Source organism: Candidatus Rokuibacteriota bacterium (genome assembly GCA_030647435.1).
In the GTDB taxonomy this organism is placed as follows: Bacteria; Methylomirabilota; Methylomirabilia; order Rokubacteriales; family CSP1-6; genus AR37.
In genome coordinates, this window is sequence record JAUSJX010000060.1 from 1 (window position 1) to 12,530 (window position 12,530).

Here is a 12,530-nt window from a genome sequence, read left to right on the forward strand (position 1 = left end):
ATGTCGAGCGGATCGTGCGCGGCTGGCGGCGGGTGGATCGGCGGGCCGAGGCGCGGGAGAGTGCGCTGCGGCATGCGGGCCGGGCGCTGCACGTCTACCAGGATGAGGACGGCATGGTGGTCCTCAGGGGGCGGCTCGAGCCGGAGGTCGGGGCGCTGCTCCTGCAAGCCCTCGCAGCCGCGCGCGAGGCCCTCTACCAGCGGGCCCGGGTACCGGACGGGGCGGTTGGGCCCGGCGACGTTTCCGCGGAAACGCCCACGCTGGCCCAGCGGCAGGCCGATGCCCTGGCCCTGCTCGCCGAGACGGCCCTGCACCATGGGCTCGATCCCGGCGCCCCGGGGGAGCGCTACCAGGTGGTGGTCCACGTCGACGCCCCCGTGCTGGCCGATCCGGATCAGCCCGGCCAGTCCGTCCTCGAGGACGGCGCGCGCGTTTCCGCGGAAACGTCCCAGCGCCTGGCGTGTGACGCGAGCCGGGTGGTGATGCGCCATGATGATGCCGGGCGCCTGCTGGAGATCGGGGCCCGGACCCGGACGATTTCCCCCGCCTTACGGCGAGCGCTCCAGCATCGGGACCGGGGCTGCCGCTTCCCGGGCTGCGGTGTCCGCTTCGGCCAGGGGCATCATCTCCGCCACTGGGCCCACGGGGGCCCGACCACGCTGTCGAACCTCGCCCTCCTCTGCCGCCGGCATCACCGCGCCGTCCACGAGGAGGGCTATCAGGTCGCGCGCGGCCCCGACGGCGCGCTCCGCTTCCGGCGGCCGGACCGCCGCCCGCTGCCTGAGGTGCCACCGCCTGCCGCGGTGCCCGGTGATCCCGTCGAGGCTCTCCGCGCGTGTCACGACGCGCTGGGCCTGCGCCTCGACGCGCGCACGGCATGCCCCGGCTGGCTCGGGGAGCGGCTGAATGTGGGCTGGGCCATCGACGTCCTGCACCCTCTCGCCCAGAGACCGAGCCCATGCCGATAATCCGAACAGGCATTGCCCGGGGTGCTGCTCGAGGCGGGTGGGGCGACGGCGGAGAAGCTGCTGTGCCAAGGCTCGGTCCACGCGCGGATGATGAGGTCGTGCGTCTCGCGATAGCGCCAGCGTACAGAGGCAGCCGCGGCTCCACGCGGACGCCGTCCGGGTCGTGGACGAAGACCGATCTCCCGTTGCGCCGTTCCAGGGGTCCCTTGACGATGTCGATCCTGGCTTGGTGCAGGTGCGCGACGAGGTCGTCGATCGAGGCGGCCTCCATGGCGAGGCAGAAGTGGTCCACGCCGACGGCAGTCTCGGGAGCGGCCGGGACGAAGTCGGCCCGCGCGAAGAGATTGAACTCCTGGCTCCCGGCCTGGACGACGGCCGACCGCAGCCCGTCGGCGTTGGGCCCGGACCTTCGCAGCACCATGAGCCCGAGCGCCTCGTAGCAGCGAAGGCTCCTGTCCATGTCGGTCACCTTGAGGCCGACATGATCGAGGCCCGTGGGGCGAGCCATCGGGAGGTCTCCTCGTCGCAGGGGTGGAGTCATGTCGTCATCCCGACGTCCAGGTGTCGCATGGTATTCTGCCGACACGAGTATCCAGCCCCAGGAGGTTCTACCCAATGTTGACCAGGGAAGAGAACGAGCTCCTCACGAGGACGGGACCGGGGACGGCGATGGGCGCCCTCCTTCGGCGGTACTGGATTCCCGTCGTCCAGTCCGGCGAGCTCGAGGCCGGCGGCCGCGTCAAGCGGGTCAGGCTTCTCTGCGAGCCCCTGATCGCCTTCCGGGGCAAGAGCGGCCGGCCCGGGCTCATCGGCGAGTTCTGCCCTCACCGCTTGGCGTCCCTCTACTTCGGGCGCGTGGACGACGACGGGATGAGCTGCGTCTACCACGGCTGGAAGCTGGGCGCGGATGGTCGCTGCCTCGAGATGCCCAGCGAGCCGCCGGAATCGAGCTTCGCGTCGAAAGTTCGCCACGTCGCGTATCCGTGCGAGGAGCGGGGCGGGGTCATCTGGGCGTATATGGGAACGGCGGGGGGGCCCGCGAGCCCGCCGCCGCCGCTGCCGCAGCTCGAGTGGACCCTCCTGCCCGAGTCCCACACGCTCATCTCCAAGCGCGTCCAGGAGTGCAACTGGTTCCAGGCGCTCGAGGGCGGGATCGACTCGAGCCACATCTCGTTCCTCCACGCGCCGATCAGCCACACCGACACGGAGATCGCGCGCGAGCTCGACCGGGCGAGCTTCGGTATCGGCGAGGCCGTCCAGACGGCCGACCGCGCCCCGCGCTTCGAGGTGGCGGACACTGACTACGGGGCGCTCATCGGCGCGCGCCGGTCGTGGCCGGACGGGCAGCACTACTGGCGCGTGAGCCAGTTCCTCATGCCGTTTTACACGATGCCGCCGACCGACCGCGACGAGAAGATGACCCAGTCGCACATCTGGGTGCCCATGGACGACACCAACGTCGTCAACTGGATGGTCACGTGGCACCCCGACCGCGCGCTCACGGACGAGGAGCGGGCGCTCCACATCGCGGGCAAGGGCGCGCACGTCTGCGATTACGCGCCGGCGACGTCGGACGCCTACGGCGACGTGCGCACCGCGGCCAACCGCGACAACGACTACGGGATGGACTGGGAGGCGCACCGCACCCGCATGTTCTGCGGCATCCCGGGCTTCGGCGTGCAGGACCAGGCCGTCCAGGAGAGCCAGGGGCCCATCGTGGACCGCACGCAGGAGCGGCTGGGGACCAGCGACACGGCGATCATTCATGTCCGCAGGCGGCTCATGGGCCTGGCGAGGGCGCTCCACGAGCGAGGGGAGCTGCCCGCCGAGGCCAGCCCGGAATCCTTCTGCGTGCGCTCGACCTCCTTCCTGCTGCCCGCTGGGGCCAATTGGGTCGAGGGCGCCATGGGGCGCGTTGTCGTCAAGCCCGGCGGCCACCTGACCCTGGCCTGAGCGCACGCATGGCTTCGCGCATGGCCGGCCGCGTCACCATCGTCACGGGCGGGGGAGGCGGCATCGGAGAGGCGACGGGCCGGCTGTTCGCCGAAGAGGGCGGGCAGGTCGCCCTCGTGGACAGCGACAGGGCCGCTGTCGAGGCGGCCGCGGCCGGCATCGCCAAGGCGGTGCCCGGCGCGCGCGTGTCGGCGATGGTCGCCGACCTCAGCAGCGAGGCGGAGGCTCGGCGCGTCGTGGATCACACCCTCGCGGCTTTCGGCGCGCTGTATACCCTGGTCAATGTCGCCGGCGTCAGGCTCTACACGCCGCTGGCGGCGGCTGATGCTGCGGGCTGGGAGTACATCCTCGGCGTCAACGTTCTTGCCACGGCGTACTGCTGCAAGGCCGCGCTGCCGTCGCTGCGGCTCGGCGGGCGCGGCTCGATCGTTAACGTCTCGTCCGTCTACGGCGTCAAGGGACGGGCAGGTATGGGCCAGTACGACACGACCAAGGCCGCCGTGCTCGGATTCACCCGCGCGCTGGCCGTCGAGGAAGCGCCCCACGGCATCCGCGTGAACGCGGTGTGCCCGGGCGGGACGATCACGCCCTTTCACATCCGCCGCGCCGCCGCTCAGGGCGTCTCGGAGGCCGAGTTGCGCGCGCAGCGCGCGGAGGACAACCTCCTCGGGCGCTGGGCGGAGCCGCGGGAAGTCGCCTACCCGATTCTCTTCCTGGCCTGCGACGAGTCCTCCTACATCACCGGCGCCACGCTCATGGTGGACGCCGGCAAGTCCATCCTTTAGTAAGCAGTCGGGCGTGGGGCCGGCGCGCTCGTCATTCGCTACAAGCTCAGGAAGTACGGGCTGTCATAGGACGAGGCACCAGCCCTCGATGGCTTGGCGCATGGCCTCGGGCTGCTCGGTCGGGATCCAGTGCCGCGCTTGCAGGCAGACCACCCGACAGCCCTCGAGCCGCTCCACCAGACGCAGGGTGACCGCGGGGTCGGTGAAGCCGCCGCCAGGGGTGACGAGGGCGAGCGCAGGGGTGCGGATCGCCTCCATCTCGGGGGTCGGGCCGGTGAGCGCGATGAGGTCCTGCAGGTAGACGGCGGTCGCCGTTGTGCGCAGGTCGAGCAGGGGAGAAGCGTAGCGCGCGAGAGCCTCGGTCGAACCGGCCTCGGCCATGAGCGCGCGGGTCTCGCGGTCGAGCGCCTCGAGATCGAGGGGCGCGAGCCTTCGGCGGTGAACGCCGAGGGCGTTCACCGCGAGCACGAGGCGGGCAAGCAGGATACAGAGCCGACGGAAGCGGACGAGCCGCCGCATGCCTCCGATCAGGGCCTCCTGGAACACGGGCTCGATCAGGATGAGCCCCGCCGCGCGACCGGGCTGGCGGACGGCGAACTCGGTGGCGATGCCGGCCCCGAGGCAGTGCCCCGCGATCACCGCTCGAGGGTAACCCTCGGCGGTGAGGACGCCGGCCAAGTCGGCGCACCATTCGGCCATCCCGATGTGCCCGCGGTGAAGCGAGAGACCGTGGCCGCGGAGATCGAGGCGCAGAAGGTCCCACGAATCCCTGAGCGTGGTCCGCCCGACGAACTCCGTCCACCGGGTCATGTTGCTGCCAACGCCGTGGAGCAACACCAGGAGCCGGCGCGGCGCGCCCGGCTGCCAGAGCCGGTACCCGATGGCCGCGCCGTCGGGCATCGTTAATCTCCTGAGTGTGTCTCCAGTGCGATCGATCGCGTTATCCGACCGGGTCGATGGGCGTGGGAAGGCCGCGCTGGGCTTCGATGACCTCGGCGGCGTCGAGGCAGAGGTCCTCGCGGTAGCGCCCGCCGATCACCTGCACGCCGAGCGGCAAGCCGCCCCAGAGGCCCGTCGGCACCGAGACGGCTGGAAGCCCGAGGAGGTTGACCGCCACCAGCAGCCGCTGGGCTCGCAGGACGTCCCGCGTCCTCTCGAGGCTCTCGACGTCGAAGCCGACGGTGAAGGGCGGCTCGGTCGAAACCGGGCCGACGACGAGCGGGTAGCGCTCGAAGAAGAGCATCCAGTCGCGCACGTGCTTGCTCCGCTCGCCGAGGGACTTGAGGTAGGCGTCGAGCCCCAGGTCCGGCCCCTGCTCGAGCGTGAGCTCCGTGCACCGGATGACGTCGGCGTCTCCGTGCTTGAGGATGTAGGGCAGGGTGACGTGGCGTAGCTCGGCGCAGATGAGCGCGGCCCAGCAGGCGGCGGCTCCGGCGACGTCGGGCGGGTCCACCTCTTCGACGGCATAGCCCGCTTCGGCCAGGGCGTTCCCGGCGGCGCGAACGGCCGCCGCGACGTCGGGATGGACGCCCTGCTTCCCGGGATCCACGGAGAGCGCGACGCGGATCGGGCGCACGGTGGGAGGACCCTCGAGCGGCGCCGGTACCCACCACGGATCGCGCGGGTCGCGCTGGGCCATCGCGGCCAGGCCGAGGCGCACGTCGCGCACCCGCCGCGCGAGCGGACCCTGGACGGACATGAGCTGGAGCGCGGGCGGGCGCTCCTCCGTCGCCGTCTGGTTGTAGGCCGGGACGCGGCCGAGCGTGGGACGGATGCCGGCGACGCCGCAGCAGTAGGCCGGATACCGGACCGAGCCGCCGAGGTCGTTGCCGTGGGCCAGGGGAGCGATGCCGCTCGCCAGCGCTGAGGCCGCGCCGCCGCTCGAGCCCCCGGGTGTGCGCTCGCGCGCCCAGGGGTTGAAGGTGCGGCCGCGGAGCGCATTGTCCGTGTGCCACCGGAGGCTGAAGCCGGGCGTGTTGGTGCGCCCGATGATGACAGCGCCGGCCCGCGCCCAGTTGGCGACGGGCGGGCTGTCGCTCTTGGCGATCACGTCCTTGAACGCGACGATACCGTTGGTAGTAGCCTGGCCGGCCTGGTCGATGTTCTCCTTGATCGTGACCGGGACGCCGTGGAGCACCCCCACGACCTCGCCGCGCTTGACCGCGACGTCGGCGGCATCGGCGGCGCCCAGCGCCTGTTCACCCAGCACCCCGGTGACGGCATTGATCGCGGGGTTGACGGCCTCGAGACGCCCGAGCACCGACTGCACCGCCTCCCGGCTCGAGATCGTCCGCATCCGGATGGCGGCGGCCAGCTCCACAGCGTCCCAGCGCCACAGCTCGCGTTCCATCGGCATGCCTCCTCAGGGGTGGCCCGCGCGGGGCGCGCGAATGAGCGGTATGGTACCACCCGGGGGCCGGAGGCGCGGCCGCGTTGACAAGACCGACAGGCCTGTGGTTCCCTCTTCGCTGTCGGCAGGAGGATGGACGGCGTAGCCCACCCCCCGGCGTGAGCCCAACGTTTCGAGCGTTCCAAGGAGGAGCCCATGAAGTTCCTGCGCCGTTCTGCAGCCGCGTGTGCGGCCGTTTCCGTGCTGTGGTGTCTCGCCGGCGCTCCGCAGCCCGCGGGCGCTCAGACCGTCCTCAAGGTCGTCATGCACTCAGACCTCAAGATCGTGGACCCGATCTGGACCACCGCCTACATCGTCCGCAACCACGGCTACATGGTCTACGACACCCTCTTCTCCACCGATGCCAAGGGCGAGATCAAGCCCCAGATGGTCGGCAAGTACAACATCAGCGCGGACAAGCTGACGTACACCATGACGCTCCGCGACGGGCTCCTCTGGCACGACGGCAAGCCGGTGACGGCCGAGGACTGCGTCGCCTCGATCAAGCGCTGGGCCCAGAAGGACACGATGGGGCAGAAGATGATGTCCTTCGTGAAGGACCTCGTCGTGGTGGACGCCAAGACCTTCAAGATCGTCCTGAAGGAGCAGACGGGACTGGTGCTGCCCGCGCTCGGCAAGCCCAGCTCGAACGTGCCGTTCATGATGCCGAAGCGCGTGGCCGACACGCCCGCGAGCGAGCAAATCTCGGACTTCACGGGCTCGGGCCCCTTCGTCTTCAAACGGGACGAGTGGAAGCCCGGCGACAAGACCGTCTACGTCAAGTTCGCCCAGTACAAGCCGCGGAGTGAGGCCGCGTCGGGCCTGGCCGGCGGCAAGGTCGTCAAGCTCGATCGTGTCGAGTGGCGGGCGATCAGCGACCACCAGACGGCGATCAATGCCCTCCTGGCGGGCGAGATCGACTATATCGAGTCGCCCCCGCACGACCTCCTGCCGGTGCTCAAGAAGGACGCCAACATCAATCTGGTGACCGGCAACCCGCTTGGCAACCAGTACGCGTTCCGCTTCAATGTGCTCGCCAAGCCTTTCGACAATCCCAAGATCCGGCAGGCGGTGATGATCGCCTTCAACCAGAAGGACTTCCTCGAGGCCGTCATCGGCGATCCGGCGTATTACAAGGTCTGCAAGGCGCTCTTCCCGTGCGGCTCGCCGAACGAGTCGTTCAAGGGCATGGAGGGCTTCCTCGACTCGAACTTCGAGAAGGCCAAGGCGCTGCTCAAGGAGGCGGGCTACGACGGCACGCCCATCGTGCTCATGCACTCGACGGACCTGGCCGTGCTGGCGAACCTCGCGCCGGTGGCCAAGAACCTCATGGAGAAAGCCGGCTTCAAGGTAGACATGCAGTCCATGGACTGGCAGACGCTGGTGGCCCGGCGTGCGAAGAAGGACCCGCCGGCGCAGGGCGGCTGGCATGCGTTCCTGACCTCGTGGGTCGCCGCGGACCTTCTGAACCCGATCGGTTCGGGCTTCATCAACGCTTCTTGCGACACCGCCATGTTCGGCTGGCCCTGCGACAAGGAGCTGGAGTCGCTGCGGGACCAGTACGCCCGCGAGACCAACCCGGCCAAGCTCAAGGGCATCGCCGAGGCGGTGCAGGTACGGGAGACGCAGTATCCGACGCATATCTGGCTGGGGCAGTGGTACGGGCCTGCCGCCATGCGAAAGAACGTCACAGGCCTGATCCTGGCGCCTGCGACGGTGTTCTGGGGCATCGAGAAAACGGGCCGCTGAGCGACCCCGTGCGCCCCGCCGGCCGTTAGCGCGACCGGCGGGGCGCTCCGTCCCATGCTGGGCTATATCGTCCGCCGTATCCTCGCCACGATCCCGGTCGTCACGGTCGTGGCGGTCTTTGTCTTCCTCCTCCTCCGCCTCACGGGTGGCGACCCCGCCGCCATCATCGCGGGTGACAGCGCCACCACACAGCAGGTGGCCGAGATCCGGGTCAAGCTCGGTCTCGAGCGGCCCATCGTCCAGCAGTTCGCCATATGGGTCGGCCGAGTCGCCCAGGGTGATTTCGGCGAGTCCTTCTTCTTCAAGAAGCAGGTCGCCGAGCTGATCCGGGACCGCCTCGAGCCCACGGCGGCGCTGGCGCTCTGCACCGTCCTGCTCGCGGTGACTGTCGCCGTGCCGCTCGGCGTCGTCGCGGCCGCCCTGCGAGGGACGTGGATCGACCGCGCGGTGATGGGGTTTGCTGTGCTCGGCTTCTCGGTGCCGGTCTTCGTGATCGGCTACCTGCTCATGTACCTCTTCGCCATCCAGCTCGCCTGGCTGCCGGTGCAGGGGTACCAGCGGCTCGCCGAGGGATTCTGGGGCTTCCTCCAGCGGCTGATCCTGCCGAGCGTCACGCTGGCCGTGATCTACATGGCGCTGATCGCGCGCATCACGCGCACCAGCGTTCTCGAGGTGCTGGGCACCGACCACGTCCGCACGGCCCGCGCGAAGGGCCTGGGCGAGGGCGCCGTGCTGCTGCGCCACGTGCTCCGCAACGCCGCCGTGCCCATCGTCACCGTCATCGGCCTCGGCGTGGCGTTCCTGATCGGCGGCGTCGTCGTCACTGAGTCGGTCTACGGCATCCCGGGCCTCGGCCGGCTGACCGTGGACGCGGTGCTGGCCCGCGACTACCCGACCGTCCAGGCCGTCATCCTGCTCTTCTCCGTTGCCTACGTCCTGATCAATCTCCTCGTGGATCTGACGTACACTTTTCTCGACCCGAGGATCCGGTATTGAAAGCGGTGCAGAACCGGAGTGTGCTGATGGGCGGGGCGATCCTCGCCGTCATCCTGCTGATCGGCCTCACGGCGCCGTTCCTCGGCACGCGCGATCCCGCGCAGATCGACCCGGCCTCGCGCAACAAGCGTCCCGGGGCCGTTCGCGTTCTGACGGGCGCCGACGGGCGCCAGGTGTCGACGACCTACTGGATGGGCACGGACAGCCTCGGGCGCGACATCTACAGCCGGGTGCTGTACGGCGCCCGCGTCTCGCTGCTGGTCGGCGTCACCGTGGCCCTCATCAGCGTCACCGCCGGTCTCGTGATCGGCCTCCTCGCCGGCTATCTCCGCTGGCTCGACGGTTTCGTCATGCGCATCATGGACGGGCTCATGGCGGTGCCCGCGATCCTCATCGCCATCGCGCTGGTGTCGCTCTCCACGGCTGGTCTGCGCGCCGTCATCGTCGCCATCGTCATCCCGGAGGTGCCGCGCGTGGTCCGGCTCGTGCGCTCGGTCGTGCTGTCGATCCGCGAGGAGCCCTACGTGGAAGCGGCGATCGCGCTCGGCGCGCGCACGGTCCCGCTCATCGTGCGCCACGTCCTGCCAAACGCGCTGGCGCCGCTCATCGTCCAGGCGACCTACGTCTGCGCCTCCGCGATCGTGATCGAGGCGATCCTGTCCTTCCTGGGCGTCGGGATCCCGCCGGAGACGCCGACCTGGGGCAACATCATGGCCGAGGGGCGCGCGCTCTTCCGCCTCTTCCCCCACAACATCTTCTTCCCGGGCATCTTCCTGGCGGCGACGGTGCTCGCGGTCAACATCATGGGCGACGGCCTGCGCGACAGCCTCGACCCGAGGCTGCGCAAGCGGCTCTGAGGGGCTGGCTTCTTGACAGGCCCGAAGGGGCCGTCATACACTGCCCGAGGGCTTGGGAGATCGTCTAATGGTAGGACGCGGGGCTCTGGACCCCGTAGTGGAGGTTCGACTCCTCCTCTCCCAGCCAACCGCCTCGTCCCGCCGACGTGGCCCCATCGTCTAGAGGCCCAGGACACGGCCCTCTCAAGGCTGAAACACGGGTTCGAATCCCGTTGGGGCCACCATAGGAAGTGGGCCACGTGCTGGCCGCCAGCAGCCCGCCGAACGTGCCGTCGCCGGTGAACGCGTAACCCCGCGTCCCGGCGACGAGCACGGGCGTGCAGTCGACGCGATCCACCAGAAGTGTCTGGAGCGCCTCACGCGCCTGTGCACCATGACGGCGGAGCACGCCCCGCATATCGTCCGCGCGGGTGCGTAGCTCGCGGGCCACGTGGTCGCGATCTACCGAGATGACCGCCGTCGGCTCCGGTAGCGTGGCGAGCTGCTCTTCTAGGATTTTTCTTCGAGTCTCCTCACCGCGGAGCGTGCTGAGCAGGGCCTCAGGGGCAGCGTCACCGGGGCTCCCGTGCGCGATGGCATCGGCAAGCCGCTGTTCCCGACCCCGCGCCTCGGCGATCTCGCTCTCCAGCATCGGCCGCCGGTCTGCTGTCTCCGCAGCGGTCTCCGTCAGCCGCGCAAACGCCTGCGCCACGGCGGCCTCCACCAACTCGGCATCGAGAGCATGGACCATGGCGCCCAGTACGGCCTCGTCGAGGATCGCTTGCGGGAGATGAAGGTTGTTCGAGCAGATGGCCGGGCCCCGCTTCGAGTTGTGGGCGCACCCGTAGAAGTAGCCCCGACGGCGGCCGTGGTGACGGCTCATGGCGATGATCGGCCCGCCACACGAGGTGCAGCGGGCGAGCCCACTCAGCAGGTACGGCGACGGCGGCGTCAGCTGCGGAAGGGGCTCCGCCTCGGTCAAGGCCCGGATCTGGGGAACAAAGACGCTCGCCCGGCGATCGAGCGCCGCATGCGCGGCCTCCCAGAGGTCCTCCGAGATGATCCGGCAATCAGGCAGCTCAACGTCGACCAGGTCTGCGGGCGGCCGCGTCTCCTGCGTCTTCGTCCCCCGCCGGTGGGCCTTCTTGGTGCGATTCCAGAGGCCCCGGCCGCGGTAAAGCTCATTGTGGAGCATCTCGCGGATGGCGGTCGGCGCCCAGCCATGCTCACCACCGCGGGGAGGGGAGACCCCTTCCTCATTGAGCTGCTTGGCGATGCGCGTGATGCCCCAGCCCGCGGCCGACAGCTCGAAGATGCGGCGGACCACGGCGCCCTGCGCCGGATTAATCACCCGCCGCGCTGGTGGCCGGTGTGCCCCACCGCCCAACCCGGGCGTGCTGGCCCGGACGTTGTCGTAGCCGTAGACCTTGCCGCCGGTGACAAAGCCGCTCCGCGCCAAGCGCGACAGGGCGTCGTGCGTCCGCTGCTGCCCCCGCTCCCGCTCCATTTCGGAGGCGAAGCTGTGGAGCGAGAGAAGGATCTTCTCGGTGGCCGAGTCGAGCGTGCGCTCCCGATCGTCGAGGTAGTAGAAGATCCGTACTCCGGCATCGAGGATCTGCTTGATGACGTAGGCCGTCTCGATCTGCTCCCGCCCGAGCCGGCTTTCCTCACTCATGATGAGCACCTGGAAGGGCGGGTGCGGCCGGAGCGTGTTCAGGAGCCGCGTCAGTCCCGGTCGCTTCCGAAACTCGGCTCCACTGATCCCATCGTCCACGAAGATGTACTCATCCCGGACGACCCAGCCGTGCGCCAGCGCATAGGCCCGGGCATGCTCGGTCTGCCGGGTCACCGACCGCTGCTCGTCTGTTACGCCGACCTGTTCCGTCGACTTTCGGGCAAGGACGGCGGCCACCACCGGGCCGGCCGCTGCCAAGGGGCGGGGACTCGACCGACCCGTCCGTGCACTCATGTCGAGATCTCCTCGGGACCGGGCTCATACGGGGGCGTCACCACGTCTCGAATCAAGGCCGAGGCGAGCGCGTCCACGACGGCCGTGCGCACGGCGTCGGGCCAGAACTGCGACGGCACAAACGTCACGGGGCGTGCCCTGTACCGCGCCGGCACCTGCCACGCGCCCAGCGGTCCGAGGACGATGGCCGAAGCACAGACAAGGCTCACATAGATGGACGACACCGGTATGGGAGCGCCATAGATGTCGTCCGCCCGTCCACCGTAGATGCTCTCCTGTATCTGCATGGGTATCTCCTCCGTATGTCCGTGGTATCTCCCATATCCTATAGGGGATACACTCTGCCATCCCATAGGGGGAGGGATCCCCGTCGAGACCCCCCGGTCAGGACCCCCTGTCAGGACCCCCTGTCAGGACCCCCCGCTACACCCCGTCGGGCCAGTGATGGCCGCACGCGGAGATCTCACTCCCTCAGCCGCCGCCGACCCTTCCGGCCAGGCCGCGATGCCTCCTCCTTCAGGTACGCCTTGATCGCGGCCAGGGAAACCCGGATATCGCGACCGCGCTGGATCGCGTCGAGCCGCCCATCCCAAATCGCCCGGTAGACCGAAAAGACATGCCGCACGCCCAGGGCCGCCGCAGCTTCCGGGACATCCAGCCAGTCACTTGGGCCAACCTCACGTTCGTAGACCTGCCCGCGCCAGACTCGTTCAATGCTGCCGCCCGACCTCGGCCCCGGGGGATTGTCCCAGTAGAACGTGATCCGCGGCCGTCCGGCGACCGGTCGGGGTGCCCGGCGTCGCGCCATGGCCCATATGTATACATCAAAATAACTCGAACGCAAGCCTCGCAGGACATATGTATCTCCGTGACACGCCTTGGGTC

Annotated in this window: 11 protein-coding genes and 2 tRNA genes; 9 read left to right on the plus strand and 4 right to left on the minus strand. The window is 69.5% G+C overall.

Annotated elements, in window-relative coordinates:
- The 4 genes from Q7W02_10670 to Q7W02_10685 form a co-directional block, all read left to right on the plus strand.
- A partial coding sequence (locus tag Q7W02_10670; protein ID MDO8476632.1) for a DUF222 domain-containing protein occupies nt 1-968 on the plus strand: 968 nt, incomplete at its 5' end.
- A 269-nt stretch (nt 969-1,237) separates the two neighbouring features.
- A complete protein-coding gene (locus Q7W02_10675) occupies nt 1,238-1,408 on the plus strand; it encodes a hypothetical protein (GenBank protein ID MDO8476633.1) in 171 nt (56 codons plus the stop codon).
- Between the two features lie 175 nt (nt 1,409-1,583).
- The gene (locus tag Q7W02_10680; protein ID MDO8476634.1) at nt 1,584-2,921 is read left to right on the plus strand and encodes a Rieske 2Fe-2S domain-containing protein; all 1,338 of its coding nucleotides are present in this window, start codon (nt 1,584-1,586) and stop codon (nt 2,919-2,921) included.
- A gap of 8 nt (nt 2,922-2,929) precedes the next feature.
- Nucleotides 2,930-3,706 carry an SDR family oxidoreductase gene (locus Q7W02_10685; protein MDO8476635.1) on the plus strand — a complete coding sequence of 259 codons (777 nt, stop codon included), beginning with the start codon at nt 2,930-2,932 and terminating at the stop codon, nt 3,704-3,706.
- A gap of 63 nt (nt 3,707-3,769) precedes the next feature.
- On the opposite strand, the gene Q7W02_10690 is transcribed toward Q7W02_10685, so the two are convergent.
- Both Q7W02_10690 and Q7W02_10695 read right to left on the minus strand, forming a co-directional pair.
- On the minus strand, nt 3,770-4,606 hold the full coding sequence (locus tag Q7W02_10690) for an alpha/beta hydrolase (GenBank protein ID MDO8476636.1): 837 nt from the start codon (nt 4,604-4,606) through the stop codon (nt 3,770-3,772).
- A gap of 40 nt (nt 4,607-4,646) precedes the next feature.
- Entirely contained in the window at nt 4,647-6,056 is a 1,410-nt protein-coding gene (locus Q7W02_10695) for an amidase family protein (protein MDO8476637.1), read from the minus strand.
- 195 nt (nt 6,057-6,251) lie between these two features.
- Between Q7W02_10695 and Q7W02_10700 the strand changes: the two genes are divergently transcribed.
- The 5 genes from Q7W02_10700 (at nt 6,252) to Q7W02_10720 (ending at nt 9,921) form a co-directional block, all read left to right on the plus strand.
- A complete protein-coding gene (locus Q7W02_10700; protein ID MDO8476638.1) occupies nt 6,252-7,844 on the plus strand; it encodes an ABC transporter substrate-binding protein in 1,593 nt (530 codons plus the stop codon).
- A gap of 54 nt (nt 7,845-7,898) precedes the next feature.
- On the plus strand, nt 7,899-8,840 hold the full coding sequence (locus Q7W02_10705; protein ID MDO8476639.1) for an ABC transporter permease: 942 nt from the start codon (nt 7,899-7,901) through the stop codon (nt 8,838-8,840).
- Nucleotides 8,841-8,866: 26 nt separating this feature from the next.
- Nucleotides 8,867-9,697, plus strand: coding sequence for an ABC transporter permease (locus tag Q7W02_10710; GenBank protein MDO8476640.1), 831 nt, complete (start codon nt 8,867-8,869; stop codon nt 9,695-9,697).
- 53 nt (nt 9,698-9,750) lie between these two features.
- A tRNA-Gln gene (locus Q7W02_10715) sits at nt 9,751-9,824 on the plus strand.
- Nucleotides 9,825-9,845: 21 nt separating this feature from the next.
- Nucleotides 9,846-9,921 (plus strand) — tRNA-Glu (locus tag Q7W02_10720).
- A 1,720-nt stretch (nt 9,922-11,641) separates the two neighbouring features.
- On the opposite strand, the gene Q7W02_10725 is transcribed toward Q7W02_10720, so the two are convergent.
- Both Q7W02_10725 and Q7W02_10730 read right to left on the minus strand, forming a co-directional pair.
- On the minus strand, nt 11,642-11,932 hold the full coding sequence (locus Q7W02_10725; protein ID MDO8476641.1) for a hypothetical protein: 291 nt from the start codon (nt 11,930-11,932) through the stop codon (nt 11,642-11,644).
- 176 nt (nt 11,933-12,108) lie between these two features.
- Nucleotides 12,109-12,453 carry a helix-turn-helix domain-containing protein gene (locus Q7W02_10730; GenBank protein MDO8476642.1) on the minus strand — a complete coding sequence of 115 codons (345 nt, stop codon included), beginning with the start codon at nt 12,451-12,453 and terminating at the stop codon, nt 12,109-12,111.
- Nucleotides 12,454-12,530 lie beyond the last annotated feature (77 nt).